The organism is Profundicola chukchiensis (genome assembly GCF_029664245.1).
Classification (GTDB): Bacteria; Bacteroidota; Bacteroidia; order Flavobacteriales; family Weeksellaceae; genus Profundicola; species Profundicola chukchiensis.
Map to the genome: position 1 here is coordinate 191,284 of NZ_JANAIE010000002.1, position 21,142 is coordinate 212,425.

General features: G+C 35.4%; 17 protein-coding genes. 6 read left to right on the forward strand and 11 right to left on the reverse strand.

The annotated features are described in order from the left end of the window. Nucleotides 1-4: 4 nt before the first annotated feature. From NLM59_RS03120 to NLM59_RS03140, 5 genes are all read right to left on the reverse strand, one after another. Nucleotides 5-1,306, reverse strand: coding sequence for a TolC family protein (locus tag NLM59_RS03120; protein ID WP_304416285.1), 1,302 nt, complete (start codon nt 1,304-1,306; stop codon nt 5-7). After that, complete coding sequence (locus NLM59_RS03125; protein ID WP_304416286.1) at nt 1,296-1,910, reverse strand: TetR/AcrR family transcriptional regulator; 615 nt, start codon at nt 1,908-1,910, stop codon at nt 1,296-1,298. The genes NLM59_RS03120 and NLM59_RS03125 overlap by 11 nt, the downstream gene beginning before the upstream one ends. Nucleotides 1,911-2,118: 208 nt before the next feature. Next, a complete protein-coding gene (gene glmS, locus NLM59_RS03130) occupies nt 2,119-3,963 on the reverse strand; it encodes a glutamine--fructose-6-phosphate transaminase (isomerizing) (protein ID WP_304416287.1) in 1,845 nt (614 codons plus the stop codon). A gap of 21 nt (nt 3,964-3,984) precedes the next feature. Further along, entirely contained in the window at nt 3,985-5,667 is a 1,683-nt protein-coding gene (locus tag NLM59_RS03135; protein ID WP_304416288.1) for a DUF4270 family protein, read from the reverse strand. Nucleotides 5,668-5,684: 17 nt separating this feature from the next. Then, on the reverse strand, nt 5,685-6,479 hold the full coding sequence (locus NLM59_RS03140; protein ID WP_304416289.1) for a glycogen/starch synthase: 795 nt from the start codon (nt 6,477-6,479) through the stop codon (nt 5,685-5,687). Between the two features lie 120 nt (nt 6,480-6,599). Here NLM59_RS03140 and panC point away from each other — a divergent pair, with 120 nt between their 5' ends. Genes panC through NLM59_RS03155 form a run of 3 tightly spaced genes read left to right on the forward strand, consistent with a single transcriptional unit; the run spans nt 6,600 to nt 8,816 of the window. After that, complete coding sequence (gene panC / locus NLM59_RS03145; protein ID WP_304416290.1) at nt 6,600-7,442, forward strand: pantoate--beta-alanine ligase; 843 nt, start codon at nt 6,600-6,602, stop codon at nt 7,440-7,442. A 19-nt stretch (nt 7,443-7,461) separates the two neighbouring features. Beyond that, nucleotides 7,462-7,812 (forward strand): aspartate 1-decarboxylase, encoded by a 351-nt coding sequence (panD, locus tag NLM59_RS03150; RefSeq protein ID WP_304416291.1) that lies wholly within the window; start codon nt 7,462-7,464, stop codon nt 7,810-7,812. Next, nucleotides 7,812-8,816 carry a lysylphosphatidylglycerol synthase transmembrane domain-containing protein gene (locus NLM59_RS03155; protein ID WP_304416292.1) on the forward strand — a complete coding sequence of 335 codons (1,005 nt, stop codon included), beginning with the start codon at nt 7,812-7,814 and terminating at the stop codon, nt 8,814-8,816. The genes panD and NLM59_RS03155 overlap by 1 nt, the downstream gene beginning before the upstream one ends. Nucleotides 8,817-8,909: 93 nt before the next feature. On the opposite strand, the gene NLM59_RS03160 is transcribed toward NLM59_RS03155, so the two are convergent. After that, nucleotides 8,910-9,326, reverse strand: coding sequence for a nucleoside-diphosphate kinase (locus NLM59_RS03160; RefSeq protein WP_304416293.1), 417 nt, complete (start codon nt 9,324-9,326; stop codon nt 8,910-8,912). Nucleotides 9,327-9,496: 170 nt separating this feature from the next. On the opposite strand from NLM59_RS03160, the gene NLM59_RS03165 reads away from it, so the two are divergent. Next, nucleotides 9,497-10,342 carry an EamA family transporter gene (locus NLM59_RS03165; protein ID WP_304416294.1) on the forward strand — a complete coding sequence of 282 codons (846 nt, stop codon included), beginning with the start codon at nt 9,497-9,499 and terminating at the stop codon, nt 10,340-10,342. Nucleotides 10,343-10,345: 3 nt separating this feature from the next. Here the strand turns inward: NLM59_RS03165 and uvrA are convergent, their stop codons facing one another. Beyond that, on the reverse strand, nt 10,346-13,144 hold the full coding sequence (gene uvrA / locus NLM59_RS03170) for an excinuclease ABC subunit UvrA (RefSeq protein WP_304416295.1): 2,799 nt from the start codon (nt 13,142-13,144) through the stop codon (nt 10,346-10,348). A 167-nt stretch (nt 13,145-13,311) separates the two neighbouring features. Next, a complete protein-coding gene (locus NLM59_RS03175; protein WP_304416296.1) occupies nt 13,312-15,579 on the reverse strand; it encodes an aconitate hydratase in 2,268 nt (755 codons plus the stop codon). A gap of 278 nt (nt 15,580-15,857) precedes the next feature. Between NLM59_RS03175 and NLM59_RS03180 the strand changes: the two genes are divergently transcribed. Continuing rightward, nucleotides 15,858-16,400 (forward strand): lipocalin family protein, encoded by a 543-nt coding sequence (locus tag NLM59_RS03180; RefSeq protein ID WP_304416297.1) that lies wholly within the window; start codon nt 15,858-15,860, stop codon nt 16,398-16,400. Nucleotides 16,401-16,473: 73 nt separating this feature from the next. Here the strand turns inward: NLM59_RS03180 and rpoN are convergent, their stop codons facing one another. Together rpoN and asnS are read right to left on the reverse strand one after the other, a co-directional pair. After that, entirely contained in the window at nt 16,474-17,952 is a 1,479-nt protein-coding gene (gene rpoN, locus NLM59_RS03185) for an RNA polymerase factor sigma-54 (RefSeq protein ID WP_304416298.1), read from the reverse strand. 14 nt (nt 17,953-17,966) lie between these two features. Beyond that, the gene (gene asnS, locus NLM59_RS03190) at nt 17,967-19,415 is read right to left on the reverse strand and encodes an asparagine--tRNA ligase (RefSeq protein WP_304416299.1); all 1,449 of its coding nucleotides are present in this window, start codon (nt 19,413-19,415) and stop codon (nt 17,967-17,969) included. A gap of 245 nt (nt 19,416-19,660) precedes the next feature. Here asnS and NLM59_RS03195 point away from each other — a divergent pair, with 245 nt between their 5' ends. After that, nucleotides 19,661-19,840 carry a hypothetical protein gene (locus tag NLM59_RS03195; RefSeq protein ID WP_304416300.1) on the forward strand — a complete coding sequence of 60 codons (180 nt, stop codon included), beginning with the start codon at nt 19,661-19,663 and terminating at the stop codon, nt 19,838-19,840. Between the two features lie 12 nt (nt 19,841-19,852). Here the strand turns inward: NLM59_RS03195 and NLM59_RS03200 are convergent, their stop codons facing one another. Continuing rightward, nucleotides 19,853-21,112 (reverse strand): serine hydrolase domain-containing protein, encoded by a 1,260-nt coding sequence (locus tag NLM59_RS03200; RefSeq protein WP_304416301.1) that lies wholly within the window; start codon nt 21,110-21,112, stop codon nt 19,853-19,855. Nucleotides 21,113-21,142 lie beyond the last annotated feature (30 nt).

The following is a 21,142-nucleotide window of genomic DNA, read 5'->3' on the forward strand; positions in this document are numbered from 1 at the left end:
AATTTTAATATTGACCTAATGCTTGGTATAAAGCTGTTTTAGACTGCATTACATCAAAAGCCGCTTGGATATATTGATTTTGAGCTCTGTATAATTGCTCTTCTGCGTTGGTTAAATCCATACTAGAAGAAATTCCTTCATTGAATTTAATTTGTTCTTTCTCTAAGATTTTGCTCGATAAATCCACTAAATCCTTTGAGGTATAGTAAGATTCAATAGCGTTATCATAAGCTACTTCAGCATTTCTAACATCTTGAATTAACTTTTGTTCTGTTTTCTTACGATCCACTTCAGCCATTTCTAGGTCGATTTGGGCTTGTTGTGTTTTGGCTCTTCTTTCGAAGGAACTAAAAATCGGAACATTTAATTTGATTCCCCATATGGTGGATGCAAAATGATTCCCGAAATCCTTAAACAAAGCTGCCTCATTGGTAGACCAGTTTTCGCTATGACTCAAATATGTACTTAAACTTGGTAAAGCCATAGTTTTCTGATATTTAACTTGCAATTCACTAGTTTTAACTTGGTGATTAGCAATTTGATAGTCAATATGCTTGTCAATTTCAGCTTTTAAATCATCTCGCAATAAAGCCAAATGATCCATCATTAAATCATCTAGATTATTGGTTAAAACCAAACGCGCATCTTGATCAACTCCCATGATGAACTTTAAAGAATTCAAAGCACTCTGGCGCTGACGCTGTGCATAATTCTTAGATGTCATTAATTGTTTTAAAGTATAATTAATCTGATCTACGTTTTGTTCTTCAGTAAAACCAGCTTTATAAATTTCTTTAATATCATTTAGGTTTTTCTCAGAAGAAGCTACGTTCTTCTCAAGAATGGCTAGGTTCTCATCTGCAATCGCAACTGCAGCATAAGCGTTAATTACTGCTTCTGTCAACTGAGCTTTGGTTTTCTCCTTAGCTAACCCTGAAATTTCTTTATAAGCCTTCGCCGATTGCAATCCTACGATATAAGATCCACTAAAAATCAATTGATTAATCTGTATAGAAGGCGAGAAATTCTGTTTTTGTCCTGCTTGAAAAACGGTATCCATCAAGAAGATTTTCTGCATTTGGATATTATTCTGATAATCCACTGCACCATCAATATGCGGTAGACCTGTTGCAGTCGTTTCCCAAACTCTTCTTTCGGCCTTTTTGATTTCTAAATCTGCCTTTACAATATCATAATTGTTTGTAAGGGTGTGTTGAATTGCTTCTTCTAGAGAAAATCTCATTTCCTCTTGCGCAAAACTAAATACTCCCAACATGGAGAGCATGATGAGTAATCTATTTTTCATTGGTTTTTGTTTCTAGTTGGGTTAATTTTTCTAGACCTGCTGGTGTTACCATGCCTATCAACATTAAGTTAAAATGTACATTTGATAAATATTCCATCTTCTCGGTATCGTTGATACTTTTCTCGTTACTTCTTAAAAAGCTCTGAACTTGAATCAAGATTTCGGCCAAATCTGATGCCTTTACATCTTTTCTGTATAAACCATTTTCTTGACCTTTCTCTATATTGGCTTCTAATGCATTTTGAATAAATACAACCTGTTCTACATAGACTTTGCGATATATTTTTGCATAATACTTCTGTAGCTGATACACGGCGTTTTTATGTTGAGGCGTTCCAATCATCGTACGGATTTTATCCATAATAAAATGCATTTCAGAGATTGCATCTAAATTTAGATTGAAAGCCTCTTCGAAAACTGTACGTAATTCCTGAAATTGAAATTCTATGCTTAAACGTATCAAGCCTTCTTTGTTCCCAAAAATCTCGTACAAGGTTTTTTTTGAAACACCAAGGTCAGATGCCACATCGTCCATGGTTACAGTTTTATAGCCATTAGACAAAAAGGTTTTTGCAGCATGTTGAACGATTAATTCTTTGGTCATTCTAGTGAATTTGACTGCAAAGATACGCATAAAAAACTTTATAAACGTAATAAGTTTCTTAAGTAATCAATAATAAAAGTCTATAACAGAATTAGTTTTTATTAAAATCTCATGAAACTTTAAGCATAATTTAGTTTTCTTTAAAATTAGGGGATAAAAAAATCGCTTCTTTTTGAGAAGCGATTTTGTATATAAATAAAATTTCTAATTACTCAACGGTAACAGATTTTGCTAAGTTTCTTGGTTGATCTACGTTGCGATTTAACATTACAGCAATGTGGTAAGACAATAATTGTAATGGAATTGAAGCCAAGATTGGAGAGAATTCCTCTGAACAATCAGGGATTTCAATCACGTGGTCAGCAATGTTTTTCACTTGCTCATCACCTTCAGTTACAACGGCAATGATTTGACCTTTTCTAGCTTTAATTTCCTGAACGTTAGATACTACTTTGTCATAGTGACCTTTCTTTGGAGCAATCACAATTACTGGCATATTCTCGTCGATTAGAGCAATTGGACCATGTTTCATCTCAGCTGCTGGATAACCTTCGGCATGGATGTAAGAAATCTCTTTCAACTTCAATGCACCCTCTAAAGCTGTAGGGAAGTTATATCCTCTACCTAAGTATAATGCATTTTTAGCATCCTTATAAACTTTAGAAATCTCTTGAACTAGCGCATCTGTTTTCAAAGCTTTCTCAACTTTAGTTGGAAGACTTTCTAACTCATAACATAGACTCATGAATTTCTCATTCGATAAGTTACCATTGTGTTTACCTAGTTTTAAGGCAATCAAGGTAAGAATAGTCAACTGAGAAGTAAATGCTTTTGTTGAAGCCACACCAATCTCTGGACCCGCGTGTGTAAATGAACCAGCATCGGTTAAACGAGCGATTGAAGATCCAACAACGTTACAGATACCATAAATAAATGCACCATTAGCTTTCGCTAATTTTAAAGCAGCTAAAGTATCCGCAGTCTCTCCTGATTGAGAAATAGCAATAACGATATCATCTTTATTAATGATAGGATTTCTATATCTAAACTCAGATGCATACTCAACCTCAACTGGGATACGAGCAAACTCTTCGATTAAATATTCACCTACCAAACCTGCGTGCCATGAAGTACCACAAGCTACGATGATAATTCTCTTAGCATTACGGAATTTCTCCATGTGATCCCAAATACCTGCCATCTTGATAATACCTTCTTCAGGTAAAAGACGACCTCTCATCGTATCATGAATTGATTTAGGTTGCTCGTAGATTTCTTTTAACATGAAATGCTCAAACCCACCTTTTTCGATTTGCTCTAAGTCTAAGTGTAGTTTTTGAATTGAAGGAGAAATAATTTCGTTCTCAACAATTTTCTTAACAACAACGCCATTCTCACGAGATATAGACGCCATTTCCCCATCTTCTAAATAGATAGCATCTTTGGTGAATTCAACAAATGGTGAGGCATCAGAAGCAATAAAGAATTCATTGTCTCCCATCCCGATTGCTAAAGGACTTCCTAATCTACCTACGACAATCTCGTCGGTATTTGAGTTATCTAAAACCGCAATCGCATAAGCTCCTACTACTTCGTTTAAAGCATATCTAACCGCTTCTGCTAAATCAAGATTCTCGCTTTTTTTGAAATATTCAATTAAGTTAACTAAAACCTCTGAATCTGTCTCAGATTGAAAAGTGAAACCTTCTTCCTGTAATTTAGTTTTAATAGAATCATAGTTTTCAATAATTCCATTGTGCACTAAAACGATCTCACCATTGGTAGACACATGTGGATGTGAGTTTACATCATTTGGTTCACCGTGAGTTGCCCATCTTGTATGACCAACACCAATATTAGCGCTTAATTTTTTACCTTCTGATTTAGTTTCTAAATCAGCTACTTTACCTTTGGTCTTCACCACTTCCATTCCTTCTGAATAATTCAGAATGAATCCAGCACTATCATATCCTCGATATTCTAGTCTTTTTAATCCATTGATTATAATCGGGTATGCTTCTCTGCTCCCTATGTAACCTACTATTCCACACATATAATTTCTAGTTTTAGGTTTTTAGTTTTCTTTTTTGTTGTAATAAATCTCTAATTGAAGTTTCTTATCCATTAAATCAGCTGTTGGGTTAGAACCAACTATCGCTAATCTATAAGGATTAAATACACGATTAGAGTAAAAAGCGTTTTTAGGCGTATAGAAATAATCAGCGTTTGAGAAACCTAAATAAGTTCCCATTTCAATAGCCAAATCATCTATCTCTGCATTCTTTTCGACAACATTCTTGAAGTACTCGGTAACACGTAATAAGTAATATTTCTTCTCTTCGTCATATGGACGACTGATTTGTAAATAAGGGAATACTTGAATATTATCTGAGTCTACATCCTCTATATCACCATAATCAGCAAGCAATTTATTCTTAGATAAATTAAATGCATATAAATATTCTGGTAAAGGTAAATTTCCTTGAGTTGCCGTATGAGGATAAACCTTAAGATGGGCTTCAGAAATCACCCAATTGTTATTTCTTACAGAATCACGAATAGCTTCAATCTGCTGTGGATCTAAAGAGATTTTAACTCTTGCTCCACCCATTCCTTCCACAAAGTTCACTGCTGTGTTAGGTTGGTTATAGCTCACACTACCAGGACTATTTTCAATTCTACTCTGTACAACATTATAGTATTGATTTCCGCTGTTCATGGCTAAATTAGAACCGATTACAAAATCTAAATTCTTATTCACACGAGCTTTGGTCATTACCGCTCCACAGTTCTCCTCTGGATCATGAATACCATTGTTGTTCTCATCCACGAAGTTTTCATTATCAACAGAGATGTAAGCAACTAATTTTAAGAAAGAAGGATTAATCGTTAAAATAAATCCGTTTTCATCTTGTACTCCAATTCTAATCCCTTGAATAACATTATTAATAAAAGAAACTTGATCTCCTAAATTTGGAGAACCTACTTGATCAACAATTTGATTTTGAACGAAAGTTTTCATTCCATCCAACTTCATATTAATCACCGCACTTGCATCTTGAGCAATAATAGTACTATCAGCCCCAGAACCTACATTTCTAAATTGAGACGTAAAAGTTTTGTAAGCCTTAGAGTTAATTTGCTTGCTTCCAAACAATTCTCCTATCTGAACACTTTGATTAGAATATCTAGCCGAGTCAATCGTCTTAAGACCTTCCATTACTCTATGAACTTGTAAATTCATAGTAGCACTTTTATTACCATAAATAGAATCAATATTAAACAAAAGTCTTGTCTTATATTGCTTTAACGTATCTGTGATAGAACATTCACCATCTTCAGGGTTCGATAAAGTATAATTGGTATTAAAAAGATAATGCTCTCTAGAAAGTGTATCTTTTGTTTGAGTAAAAACCGGAATCGACAACACCACAGAATCGACAACAGCATTATTCCCAAACTCGGGATTTGTTGTACCTAATCTAACCTGTGAATATAGATATGATTTTGTTTTCCCTAGAAGCGGCTCATCATAAACACCAATACTAGCGTTTTGCAAAACAGTTCTATCTGCTCTTAATGTATCGGTTGCTAAAGTTGTAGCAACTAAGTCAACATATGCTTTATGAAATTGCGCGGCTCCATCTCCTACTACATTAGATCCTACAAATCTGTCTTCTTGCTCGCAACTTGTTAATCCTAACAACATTAATCCTACGATTGCGGCCAAAGACCATCCAAAATTATGTTTCTTCATTCTGGTTATTCAGTTATTTATTCAACCTCTTCGCAAAGTGTGGGATAGATATCGCACAAACTTTCTGGAGCTTGATGTGGTTTAAATTCTTTCTTACTATTTTCGATGTAATCCATAATGTCCTGTGGCAATACCTCATCACCTTGAACCACTAAGTCTGCATTATCGATTCCAACTTTTAATAAGTTTTCAAAAGTAGGTTTTTCTAAGTGTTTTAAGTCATCTTTAGAGATACCATCAAAATGAACTTTCTCGATCATTTGTTCGTCTAGCTCTCCTTCAAATGGATTATCGAAAACAGAGAATACCATTTTTACATCATCAAAGAAGGCATCATCTGCATAATATTTCTTTAAGTATAATGGCATTAAAGCTGACATCCAGCCTTGTGCATGAATTACATCAGGCTTCCAGTTTAATTTCTTGATGGTTTCTAAGATTCCTTTTACAAAGAAAATAGAACGCTCATCGTTATCTGGATAGAACTCACCTGTTTTGTTGACATAAATTCCTTTACGCTTAAAATACTCCTCGTTGTCGATAAAATAAACCTGCAACCTCTCATTTGGCAAAGACGCCACTTTGATGATTAGAGGTTGATCCATATCGTTAATGATCATATTCATACCAGATAAACGAATTACTTCATGTAATTGGTGTCTTCTTTCGTTTATCGTTCCGAAACGAGGCATAAAAATCCGAACATCATTGCCTTTTGAGTGCATAAGCTTTGGAATTTCCAATGAAGCCTCCGACAAAGTGTTTTCTGGTGTGTACGGTACAAGTTCCGTAGAAACATACAAAATCCGCATAATATAGCTTTATTTCTTTAGGTAAGTTATTAATAGGATGCAAAAGTACAAAAAATCATTGTAAAAGCTTTGCTAAACCATAGCTTTGTTTTAAATTGACGCTTTTTACAGAATATACCAATGCAGATATTTCATGATAGACGTAGCTTAGAAGCTTGGGTTGCGCAACAAAAGGATTCCCAACGCTCGATAGGCTTCGTGCCGACCATGGGCGCATTACATAAGGGACATGTTTCGCTTATTCAAAAAAGTATTTCACAAAACGACCTTACTATATGTAGTGTTTTTGTGAATCCTACTCAATTCGATAACCCCGAAGATTTAGAAAAATATCCTAGAGATACCGACAAAGATGCTCAATTACTTGAAAGTGTAGGCTGCGATGCCGTATTTTTTCCTCAGGTGGAAGATATGTATCCAGATAGCTTGAGTTCAGAATCTTTTGACTTTAATGGTTTAGATCAAGTGATGGAAGGAAGGTTCAGAAAAGGTCACTTTGACGGAGTAGCTACCATAGTTTCTCGCTTTTTTGAGTTAGTACAGCCAGATAAAGCTTATTTTGGAGAGAAGGATTTTCAACAACTTAGAATTATTCAAGAATTGGTAAAGTTGAAGAATTATCCAATCCAGATTCAGCCTATGCCTATTTTCAGAGAAGAAAGTGGCTTGGCGATGAGTTCTAGAAATGCTCGATTAAAACCTGAATACCTAGCAGAAGCTCCACAGATTTATAAATTATTGAATTTATTAAAGGATTGGAAAATGGAATCTACGGTTGAAGAATGCATTCACAGAGCTGAAGAATTCTTTTTGAACACCAGTCTAGAGCTAGAATACATTTTGATTTGCGACGAAAAAACTCTGGAATCTATCTCTTCTTGGGACGAGGCTGAAGACATTCGTGCATTTATTGCTGTATATGCAGGTGATATTAGGTTAATTGATAACTTAAAAATCGTTTAAATAATTTTATCTTTGCCGCATGTTAGTCCAAGTATTTAAATCAAAAATCCATCGCGTACGAGTTACGGATGCAGAACTTAACTATATCGGAAGCATCACTTTAGATGCTGACTTAATAGACGCCGCTGGTATTATTGTCGGTGAGCGAGTTCAAATTGTAAACATCAATAACGGTGAACGTTTTGAGACTTATGTCATTAAAGGCGAAAGAGGCTCGGGCGAGGTATGTCTTAATGGGCCTGCTGCACGTCGCGTAGCCAAAGGCGATCTTATCATTATTATTGCCTATGGTTTTATGTCTGTTGACGAAGCCAAAGACTTTCAACCGAAAATGGTTTTCCCAAATGAGGAGACCAATTTATTGATGTAATGACAAAATCAGCCAAAACCGGCTTAACTGTTTCGATTTCTTTATTGCTAGCCCTTGTTTTGATATGGTGGGCTATGCGAGATGTTGATTTTAATCAAGCTTGGGAATCGATTCAAAGAGCTAATTATTGGTGGATTTTGTTATCTTTCTTTTTAGGCGTTATTGCCTATGCATTGAGAAGTGAGCGATGGAAGCTTCTTCTAGAACCGATGGGGCATCAAGTCTCTTCTTCTCATTCTTTTTATGCGATTTGCATGAACTATTTTTGGAATTTAATTATTCCACGTTCAGGTGAAGTAGCCAGATGCACTACCTTATATACCTTAGATAAAACTCCAGTCGATCAATCCTTCGGGACCGTGATTAGCGAGAGAGTGATAGATTTCTTGTGCCTTTCTTTTATGGGGCTTCTAGCTGTTATTTTTAATTTCGATTTAATCTTAAAGCTATTTAATGAAGTTTTGACTTTAAGACAAGATGGCGAAACAGAATCCTCTTTCACAGGACTTTTTATAATAGGTGGAGTTGCTCTTGTTGGATTTTTAGCTATCATTATTTTTTGGAAGAAAATTAAAAATTTAGCCATTTTCCCTAAGATTAGAAATTTCATCTATGGTTTAAGACAAGGATTAAAAAGCATTTTTCAACTTAAGAAAAGTGGTTTATTTATCTTCTACACCATCCTAATTTGGGTGTTTTATTATTTAATGACTTATTTGGTTGTTTTTGCCTTACCAGAAACTTCACATCTTACGATGGCAGATGGTCTATACCTTTTACTAGTAGGCGGAATTGGAATGATCATCCCTGCTAGTGGCGGAATTGGAGCTTTCCATAGCGCAATGAGATTAGGCTTCATAGTACTTGGTTTAGGTAGCGAAATCGGTGTTATCTTTGGATTCCTAGTACATACACCACATACTTTAATCGCCTTGATTCTAGGAGGAATTTCCTTGGTAATGATGTCTATCGAGAAAAGCTCAAAGAAAGCTAAATCAGCTTAAGGTCTAAACTTAGTAAACATAAAAATGCCCCAAAAATAAGTCTTGAGGCATGTATATTTTAATCATTGAGCTTGATTAAAAGCTCTTTATGATTTAGAAAAAATCTCTTCCTGAAAAATGGAAATTAGCTTCGATTAAAGCATTTTCATCTGAATCTGAACCGTGAACAGCATTTTCACCTACAGAGTTTGCATATTTTTGTCTGATGGTTCCGATTTTAGCATCAGCTGGGTTGGTGTTACCAATCAACTCTCTAAAGTCAGCAACTGCATTTTCTTTCTCTAAAACAGCAGCAACGATAGGACCTGATGACATGAACTCAACTAATTCTCCGTAGAATGGTCTTCCTGCGTGAACTTCATAAAATTTCTTAGCCTCATCCATAGATAACTGAGTGAATTTCATTGCTTTGATAGCAAATCCAGCATCTGTAATTTGTTGTAAAATAGCACCGATGTTTCCTGCTCTAACAGCATCCGGCTTAATCATTGTGAAAGTAATATTCGACATTCTTCTATAATTTTATGCAAAAGTAAGCGAAATCCAAGGATTAGACAATTAAACATCTTCTACGAGTTTAATTTTTTTTGATTAAATAATAGCGAAGTGGATTTATAGCTCAAAAAACTGAAGCCTTTGAGCTTTAAATTATTACTTTTGGGGCTTAAAATTCTTAGGTCTTGATTTATCTTATCATAAGTATTATTGCGAGTGTTTCGGTTTCGATTTTATTGAAAATCGCCAAGAAAAAGAAGGTTAATATTGCCCAAGCTGTTGCGTTCAACTATCCTGTAGCGATTATTCTAAGTTTCATTTTATTACAACCTGACTTTAGTAATTTTCAATTTAGCCAGCAATCATGGTTATTTGCCGGTTTGGGAATTTTACTTCCTTTGATTTTTATTATCATGGGAATGGCCGTGCAAAAGGCAGGTATCGTAAAAGCTGACATCGCACAAAGATTATCATTGATTTTAACTTTAATGGTAGCTTTCTTCTTCTGGAATGAAGCTTTTACTACACAAAAACTCATTGGAGTTGGTTTGGCTTTTATAGCCTTGTTGTTTATTCTCAACAAAAAATCCAAAAGCAAATCTAAAGCTAGTTCAAGCTGGCTTTATCTACTATTAGTTTGGTTGGGCTATGGTGTGATAGATCTTATGTTTAAGTTAATTTCAAAAACATCTGACAATGCTTTCAGCACAACGCTTACCTTAGCTTTTAGTGTTGCTACCTTAATTATTTTTGCTTATTTATTTCTGAAGAATACCAAGTTTAATCAAGCCTCTATTATTGGAGGAATAATATTAGGTGTTTTAAATTTCACCAATATCTACACTTATATTAAAGCGCATCAGTTTTTAAATGAAAGCCCAAGTCTTGTCTTCACCGGAATGAACTTAGGCGTTATAGTCTTAGGAACGATGGTAGGAACTATTGTTTTCGACGAAAAATTGAATAGATATAATTACATTGGAATCCTTCTGGCAGCCCTAGCGATTCTACTATTGTTCTTACAGTTCTAAGAATTAAACCAATTTCTCTTCTAGGCATTTACCCGTAAGGCTTTTCTTATTCTTAACGATTTGCTCTGGCGTTCCCATGGCAACCAATTCACCGCCATGTTTTCCACCTAATGGACCTAAATCTACAATAAAATCAGCTGTTTTAATAATATCCGGTTGGTGTTCAATCACCCACACCGAATGGCCATTTTCGATTAAAGCTCGTAATGAAGCCAATAACTTTTTAATGTCATGGAAATGCAATCCTGTTGAAGGCTCATCAAAAATGAATAAGGTCTTCTTGCTTGAAGTTCCTTTGGTTAAAAAAGATGCTAACTTAATTCTTTGTGCTTCTCCTCCACTCAGGGTGCTGCTGGATTGACCTAATTGAACATAACCTAAACCAACGTCTTGCAGTGCTTGTAACTTGTCAGTCACTTTGGTTTCTCCATGTTTATTAAAGAATTCAATGGCATCATCTACCGTCATGTGAAGCACATCGGCAATGTTTTTTCCTTCGAATTTAATTTCTAATATATCTTTCTTGAACCTAGCTCCTTTACACACTTCACATTCTAAGGTAACATCGGCCATGAACTGCATTTCGATGGTAATACTACCTTCTCCTTTACACTCATCACATCTACCGCCATCTACGTTGAATGAGAAATGTTTTGGTTGATAACCTCTTACTTTACTCAGCTTTTGTTTAGCAAACAACGAACGAATGTCATCGTAAGCTTTGGTGTAAGTCACTGGATTTGAACGCGAAGATTTACCAATTGGATTTTGATCAATAAACTCAATGGCTTCAACTTTCTTAATATCACCTTCTAAACTCTCGAAGTCACCAATTCTATTTCCATAGATGCCCAATTCTCTTTGCAAGGCTGGTGTAGCAATATCTTTGATTAAAGTAGACTTACCCGAACCCGAAACTCCTGTAATCACCGTCAACATATTCAACGGCAATTCAACGTCGATATTCTTTAAGTTATGTTCGCGTGCACCCTTGATTAAAATTGAATTTTTAATTTTAATTCTATCCTTCGGAACTTCGATTTCCTTTCTATGGTTAAAGTAATCTGCCGTAAGTGTATTCGACTTCATTAATTCATCGAAACTACCTTCGAAAACAACTTCTCCACCATAAGTTCCAGCTTCTGGTCCTATATCTATAATATGATCTGCCTGGCGAATGATGTCCTCGTCGTGCTCCACCACAATCACCGTATTTCCTAGATCACGAAGTTGCTTTAATACTTTTATCAAACTTTCTGTATCCTTAGAATGCAAACCGATCGAAGGCTCATCTAAGATATACATACTACCTACCAAGCTACTTCCTAAAGAAGTGGCCAAGTTAATTCTTTGCGACTCTCCACCTGAAAGTGAGTTAGAGGTTCTATTGATGGTTAAGTAACTCAAACCAACATTCATTAAAAACTCGATTCTATTCTCAATTTCTAATAAAATTCGCTTAGCTACTGCACTATCATATTCGTTAAGAACTAATTCCTTAAAGAAAACCTGCAATTCATCTAAAGGTAAATTCACCAAATCCGACAAAGATTTGCCACCAATTTTAACGTAATCGGTTTCTTTTCTAAGTCGTTTTCCTTTACATGTAGGACAAATTGTTTTTCCGCGATAGCGAGATAACATTACACGGTATTGAATTTTATAGGTGTTTTCTTCTAACATTTGAAAGAACCTATCCAATCCTTCCCATTTACCTTTTCCATGCCACAGAATGTCTTTTTGTTCTTCTGAAAGCTCAAAATATGGCTTATGAATAGGGAAATCTAATTTATCTGAATGTCGGATCAATTCATTTTTCCATTCGCTCATCTTGTCACCTTTCCAAGCAACTACAGCATCTTCATAAATGGATAAATTCTTATTAGGAATGACTAAATCAGCGTCTACTCCAACAATCTTTCCATAGCCCTCACATGTGGGACATGCTCCAAATGGATTATTAAAGCTAAAGAAATGAACATTTGGCTCTGTGAAATCAATTCCGTCTAATTCAAACTTATTCGAAAACACATGTAGACTTTCTTCATCTACATTTCTTAGGAAAAGTTCACCTTTACCTTCATAGAATGCAGTTTGAACAGAATCCGCTAAACGGTGGTAGAAGTCTTCGTCATTTTGCGTCGTAACACGGTCGATGATAAGGTTTACTTCCATGTCATCAGTCGGTTCAAAATTAAAATCGATTAAGTTTTTGATTTTCTGCATTTGACCAGCTACCTCAACTCTTTGAAAACCTTGCTGCTGAAGAATTTCTAATTGTTGTTTAAATGTTCTATCCTCTGCCACTAACAAAGGAGATCCTAGAACCACATTGGTTCCCTCTTTTAAAGCTTGAATAAAATTAATCACATCGGTAACCGTATCCTTCTTCACTTCTTGCCCCGAAGTTGGTGAATAAGTTTTACCAATTCTTGCGTAAAGTAGCTTTAAGTAATCATAAATCTCAGTAGTTGTACCCACCGTTGAACGAGGGTTGGTAGAGTTTACTTTTTGTTCAATCGCAATAGCAGGTGCAATTCCTTTAATTTGATCAACTTGAGGTTTATCTAAACGTCCCAAGAACTGACGTGCATAGGAAGACAGGCTTTCAACATACCTTCTTTGACCTTCCGCATAAAGCGTATCGAAGGCTAAAGTTGACTTACCCGACCCCGATAAACCAGTGATAACCACCAATTTATTCTTAGGAATAGTAAGTGATATATTTTTAAGATTATGGAGTTTTGCTCCAATAATTTGAATATCTGTTTTAGGATTGAATGTCGAATTTTTAACTGTCATAAGTGTTTAGAAAACGGCGTGCAAGGTACGATTTTTAAAGGAGTTTAGTATGAGCTTTCATTTAAAACCCTCCTAAGGCTATCTTAAAACAAATACAAGAATAAAAATTGAGCATAAAAAAATCCCGCACATTTCAGCGCGGGATTCATTCTTAGAAATTAAGAATATTATTTATTTGCATTTTCCTTTTTGATTAAGTTCAATGCAGAACCTTCTTTATACCAGTCAATTTGAGATTGGTTATAAGTGTGGTTTAACATGATAGTATCCTGAGATCCATCTTTGTGAGTAACTACTAAAGTAAGTTGCTTTTCTGGAGCAAACTCGTTTAGATCTACAAAGTTGAATGTATCATCTTCTTGGATTAAGTCATAATCTGCTTCGTTAGCAAATGTTAAACCTAACATACCTTGTTTCTTAAGGTTAGTTTCGTGGATACGAGCAAATGATTTAACAATCACTGCAACAACACCTAAGTGTCTTGGCTCCATAGCCGCGTGCTCACGAGAAGAACCTTCACCATAGTTATGATCACCTACAACAACAGAAGGAATTCCTTTTGCTTTGTAATCTCTTGCCGTATCTGGCACAGGACCATATTCACCTGTCAATTGATTTTTAACAAAGTTTGTTTTTTGGTTGTAAGCGTTAACCGCACCAATCAACATATTGTTAGAAATATTATCTAAGTGTCCACGGAATCTTAACCAAGGTCCAGCCATAGAAATGTGGTCGGTAGTACATTTACCAAATGCTTTAATTAACAATTTAGCATTGTCGATTTTATCACCAATTGGCTCGAAAGGAGTAAGTAATTGTAATCTATCAGAGTTTGGATCAACAATAATTTCTACTTTACTTCCGTCTTCTTCCGGTGCTTGGTATCCAGCATCTTCCACTGCGAAACCTTTTTCTGGAAGCTCCATTCCTTTTGGCTCATCTAACATAACTTTCTCACCATCCTCATTGATTAAATAATCTTTGGTTGGGTCAAAGTCTAATCTACCAGAAATAGCAATTGCTGCTACAATCTCTGGAGATGCTACGAAAGCGTGAGTATTTGGGTTACCATCCGCACGTTTAGAGAAGTTTCTGTTGAACGAGTGGATAATTGTGTTCTTTGGTTGCTCAGGACCATTGTATCTAGCCCATTGACCAATACAAGGACCACAAGCGTTTGTAAAGATAGTTGCATCTAAATCTTCAAAAATCTTTAGAATTCCATCTCTTTCAGCTGTAAATCTAATTTGCTCTGAACCTGGGTTGATACCAAATTCTGATTTAGCTTTAATTTTCTTGTCAACTGCTTGTTTAGCAACAGATGCTGCACGTGTTAAATCCTCGTAAGAAGAGTTCGTACAAGATCCGATTAATCCCCACTCAACGTCTAAAGGCCATCCGTTTTCAACGGCTTTATCGTGGATTTCACCAACTGGTGTTCCTAAATCTGGTGTGAAAGGACCGTTTAATTGTGGTTTTAATTCGTCTAAGTTAATTTCAATTAACTGATCGAAATATTTCTCTGGATTAGCATAAACTTCTGGGTCAGCTGTTAAGTAATCTTTTAATTCATTAGCTGCATCAGCTACTTCATTTCTATCTGTAGCACGTAAGTAACGCTCCATAGACTCATCGTAACCGAAAGTTGAAGTAGTTGCTCCAATCTCAGCACCCATGTTACAGATGGTTCCTTTACCTGTACAAGAAATAGACTTAGCTCCCTCTCCGAAGTATTCTACGATAGCACCTGTACCACCTTTTACAGTTAAGATATCAGCTACTTTTAGAATAACGTCTTTAGGTGCAGACCAACCGCTTAATTTACCAGTTAATTTAACACCAATTAATTTAGGGAATTTCAACTCCCAAGCCATTCCAGCCATTACGTCTACCGCATCAGCTCCACCAACACCAATAGCAACCATTCCTAGTCCACCAGCGTTAACAGTGTGTGAGTCGGTACCGATCATCATACCTCCTGGGAAAGCATAGTTTTCTAATACTACTTGGTGAATAATACCAGCACCTGGTTTCCAGAATCCTAAACCATATTTGTTTGAAACAGATTCTAAGAATTTAAATACCTCTGAACTCTGATCTAAAGCACTTGCCAAATCGGTTTCAGCACCAGATTTAGCTTGAATCAAGTGGTCACAGTGAGTTGTTGTAGGAACAGCAACTTTTGCTTTACCAGCTTGCATAAATTGTAATAATGCCATTTGAGCCGTTGCATCCTGAAGAGCAATTCTATCTGGAGCAAAGTCAACATAAGACTTTCCGCGCTCGTAAGCTTGTGTAGCTTCACCATCCCAAAGGTGAGCATAAAGAATTTTTTCTGAATGTGTTAGTGGTTTACCTACGACTTCACGTGCTTTGTCCACACGCTGCTTGTAGTTTGCGTAGGTTTTTTTTATCATATCAATATCAAAGGCCATATAACTTAAGATTTGTTTTTTATTATTAATTGTTACAAATTTACATTATTTGTTAGGTTTTTCCTATTTCATTTAATAAGACGAATTTATTTCGTTATAAAAGGCAGTAATTTAGATGGATTCTAATCAAACTGATGAATAATTCTCAATACTCAAATCGCCTAATTCAATAATTTAACCCAAGTCAATTTTAGAATACCATAAAACAAATGGGCTCAAAATCCCATATTTCCAATCTTGGCTTGATTATTACACTTAAATGAATTAAATTTAAGATTATGGAAAAATTATTTGCTGCACTAAGTTTATTGTTTTTATGGAGTTGTAACACTCAGCAACTGCCTGAAGGAGCTACAGCCGTAACCGATTTTGAGCAAGAAAAATACCTTGGAAAATGGTACGAGATTGCACGATTAGACTTTACTTTCGAGAAAGACATGGACAATACCATGGCTGAATATTCATTAAATGAGGATCAAAGCATTAAAGTCATTAATTCTGGCTATAACTATAAAAAGGAGAAATGGAGTCAAGTGGAAGGTAAAGCTAAATTTGTAGGTGAACCGAGCGTTGCTGAACTCAAAGTTTCATTCTTCGGGCCATTTTATGCACCTTATAACGTTATTGCCTTAGAGGGTGATTATCAATATGCGCTAGTAGCCGGAAAAAACACAGAATATTTATGGATTCTATCGCGTGAGAAAACAATCCCAAATGATGTCAAAGAAAGATTCTTAGAGCAAGCCAAAGATTTAGGTTATAAAATCAATGATCTTGTTTGGCCTACGCACGAGAGACCTCGTCCAGATAAAATCGACTAATCTTAATAGAGTTTTAAGGATATAAAAAAAGGCTTTAATATTTCTATTAAAGCCTTTTTTGTATTAATTATTTTTAAATTTCCTTTCTTAATCGTGCTACAGGAATGTTCAACTGCTCTCTATATTTTGCTACCGTTCTACGAGCAATAGCATAACCTTTTTCTTTGAGCATTTTAGCCAATTTCTCATCGGTTAATGGCTTCAATTTATTCTCCTGATCAACAATATCCTCTAGAATTCTTTTGATTTCTCTGGTTGAAACTTCTTCTCCATCTTCGTTGGTCATTGACTCAGAGAATAAATCTTTAATCAAGAACGTACCATAAGGTGTGTTCACATATTTACTGTTAGCAACACGCGAAACCGTAGAAATATCCATATCGATTATCTCAGCAATGTCCTTGAGAATCATCGGACGAATTTCTCTTTCGTCACCCGTCAAGAAGTACTCACGTTGATAATCCATAATCGCCTCCATGGTAATCATGAGCGTGTTCTGACGTTGAATAATAGCATCGATAAACCATTTAGCCGCATCTAATTTTTGCTTAACGAAAAGCACCGCCTTTTTCTGCTCCTTAGATTTCTTTTCTGTTTTTTTATAAGTATCAAACATTTCTGAATACTCTCTAGAAACATATAATTGTGGCGTGTTTCGGCCGTTTAAACTTAAATCTAATTCTCCATTAATAATTCGAATTGTAAAATCCGGAACTATATGCTCAATGATTTTGGTATTTCCACCAAAAGCCTTTCCTGGTTTAGGATTCAAACGCTCAACTTCGCTAATAGCTTCTCTTAATTCATCCTCTGTAATACCATGTTTCTGCATCAATTTCTTGTAATGCTTCTTGGTAAATGCATCGAATGATTTAGCTAATAAATCATGCGCTAGTTCAACAGTTTCAGTTTGAGTCTTATTTTCTAATTGAATTAATAAACACTCTTTTAAATCCCTTGCTCCTACTCCAACTGGATCTAACTTTTGGATATAATTCGTAAGTAAATTCTCTAAAACACTAACTTCTGTGTAAATATTTGAAGAGAATGCCATATCATCTACAATCGATTGCAAGTCTCTTCTTAAATAACCGTCTTCATCTAAGTTTCCGATTAAGAAATCTGCAATTTTAAGATCATCTTCGTCAATTCTAAAAGTGTGTAGTTGTGATGTTAAGTAATCATAGAAAGACTTTCCTTGCGCATAAGGAACCTTTTTCTCTTCATCATCCGAACTATAGTTGTTGGTGTATGATTTATAAGAAGGATATTCATCATCACTTAGGTATTCATCAATATTGATGTCTACTTCGTCTATAGAATCACGTTCAGGCTCGTTTTGATCTTCATAATCATCATAATCGTCCTTGTTAGATTCTAACATTTCATCCTCGCTATAGTCTGGCTGATCGTCTAAGGCAGGGTTTTCTTCCATCTCTTCCTTAATACGCTGCTCAAAAGCGACGGTAGGCAGCTGCACCAACTTCATCAATTGAATTTGTTGAGGTGATAGCTTTTGCTGTAACTTATGTTGTAATTCCTGTCTTAACATCTATTTCTTAATTCTTAAAATTCTGCACTTTTTGGCGTTCGTGGGAATGGAATCACATCTCTAATGTTGGTCATCCCAGTCACGAATAAAACTAATCTTTCTAAACCTAATCCGAAACCACTATGTGGAACAGTTCCGAATTTACGGGTATCTAAATACCACCATAACTCTTCTTGGTCGACATTAAATTCTTCCATTTTCTTACGAAGTACATCTAAACGTTCCTCACGCTGAGATCCTCCGATGATTTCCCCAATTCCTGGGAATAAAACATCCATCGCACGAACTGTTTTTCCGTCTTCATTCAAACGCATGTAGAATGCCTTGATTTCCGCTGGATAATCGAACAAAATAACCGGTGATTTAAAGTGTTTCTCCACTAAATAACGTTCGTGCTCTGATTGTAGGTCTGCACCCCAACCATCGATACTATATTTAAATTTACCTTTTTTATTCGGTTTTGAATCTTTTAAAATATCAATCGCTTCGGTGTAAGTTAAGCGAACGAATTTGTTATTTAAAACATACTCTAATCTCTCGATTAATCCTAAATCCGAACGCTGATCTTTTGGTTTTTGACTTTGCTCTTTTTCGTATCTATCGTTTAAGAAAGCTAAATCATCTTTACAGTTGTCTAAAGCATATTGAATCACATACTTCATGAAATCTTCTGCCAAATCCATGTTGTCGTCTAAATCATTAAACGCAACCTCTGGCTCGATCATCCAAAACTCTGCTAAGTGGCGCGAAGTATTAGAATTCTCTGCACGGAAAGTAGGCCCAAAGGTATAAACCTTACCTAATCCCATTGCTGCTGCTTCGGCTTCTAATTGACCAGAAACCGTTAAATTCGTTTTCTTTGAAAAGAAATCTTGACTAAAGTCTACTTTACCATCTTCTGTTTTTGGTAAGTTATCAAAATCAAAGTTAGTTACACAAAACATTTCTCCAGCACCTTCAGCATCAGAACCTGTTACAATAGGTGTGTTTACATAGAAAAATCCTTTATCGTTGTAGTATTGGTGAATCGCAAACATCAACGCATGACGAACACGCATAATGGCCGCGAAAGTATTTGTTCTAAAGCGTAAATGAGCTTGTTCTCTTAAGAACTCTAACGTGTGTCTTTTAGGTTGAAGAATCGTTCCTTGTAAATCATCTGAATTTACACCACCGTAGATTTTAATGCTCTTAGCTTGGATTTCAATTTCCTGACCTTTTCCTTGACTTTCTACTACTACTCCAGTTACCTTGATAGCAGCTGCCACAGATATTTGATCTAGGGTTTCCTCATCGAAATTCTCGAAATCTACCACCACTTGAATACTATTAATAGTGGATCCGTCATTTAATGCAATAAAACGATTGCTTCTGAACGAGCGTACCCAGCCTTTAACAATAACATCCTGATGAATGGCTTCCTTACCTTTAACTAATAATTGATCTATACTATATGAAATCATTTCTGTGTTTTGGTTTATACAAAAGTAATCAATTCTCCATAGATAGACACATTGAGGTATAATTTTTGCTTAATGCTTGATTTAATCTGGCTTTTTAATACTTCATCGAAGCTTTTTCGGTCAATCTTCAGCCTTAAATTAAGCTAATTTTATTGCGCCGAAAGAAATTAAAAACAGCTTGAAGAAAGCTATATTTCAATAATTTCCTTCTAAACTATTCGCTCTTAAGCTCAACTGTCACTACTATGAACAACAAATATTTATTTATCGCCATCTTACTTTTTGCTATAGGAATCAACCTTTTAAGCATTGAATATGACGACATTTTTGACTTAAAACAAAACGGTCCTGCATTGGCTTTTACAGCCCTGAGCACCGTCTTATTGTTTTATTATTTATTAAAAAAAGACAAACCTAAAAACTAGGTTTTGTTGGAATTACGGAAAATTCGATACGATTTGAATTCCGTCCGTAATATCATCTACCTGCTCTTGCTGAGTTTCAACCTCAGGCATCTCAATCTTCTTGTTTAAATCTGTTAAAGGAAGATATTTAGCTGCAGTTTCATAAATTAACTCAGAGTTATCAGAAATTCCGCTGATATAACGATTAGATAAAATCACTACGGTAAACTCATCTTGTAAATATCTCGCGAAAATCCCTTGGTATCCATGCCACCAACCTGTGTGATAAGCATACTTATGTCCGCTTGGATAAGTTTTAATTCTCCATCCTAAACCATAATTCTTAGTAAAACTCCATGGTCTTCTAGGCTCGAAAATATCTTCTGCTGTTGACTCAGACACAAAATCATTATTGTATAGAGCTTGATCCCATTTAAATAAATCTTCAGCAGTGGTATAAATTCCTTTATCCCCATAAACACCATCTTGATGAGTATTTTTCCAAATACTAAAGTTGGCATTATAGCTTTTTGCGAATTTAAATTTAGGCTCATTGTTTGGATCATAAACAAACGTATTATCCATATTTAATGGCTTAAAAACATATTTAGACATAAAGTCCTTATAAGCCATTCCCGTCACCTTCTCCATCACCAAAGCTAATATGGCATAGTTTGAGTTGCTATAATCGAATTTAGTTCCAGGGGTAAACCTTAAACCAAATTTATAAGTAGAGAATTGTCTCAAAACCTCATCATTATACATTGGCTCAGAAGAACTCCAATATCTTCCACTAAATTTTAAATAATCTGGCAATCCTGATTGATGAGCAAGTAAATGCTCGATAGTAATGTTGCTGTATGGAAATTCCCAAAGATATTTTTGAACTGGATCTTTGATGTTTAAAATTCCTTTTTCTTGTAACCAAGCAACCGCTGTTCCGGTGAATGTCTTAGTAATAGAAGCAACCTGTGTAGGCGTGTCTAAAGTGTTTTTTAGACCAATTGAACGATCTGCATCACCAAATGCATTTTGATAAATCACCTTTCCCTTATAACCAATCAAGATGGTACCATTGAATTTAGAATTCTTCGCACCAATATTTACTCGGTCTAATACTTCGTTCAATTCCTTGTATGGAGAAACGCTGGTATCGTAATAAGAAATTCCTTCGGGTGTAGTCTTTGTATCAACTTTTAAGTAGGCTAATAATGGGTTTTCTGCAAATCCGAAAGAAAAAGCAAAAACAAAGACTAAATTGATAAAATTACGGGATGATTTGTTCAACTTCATAAAACTACTACTCTACATTTTTAACAACTT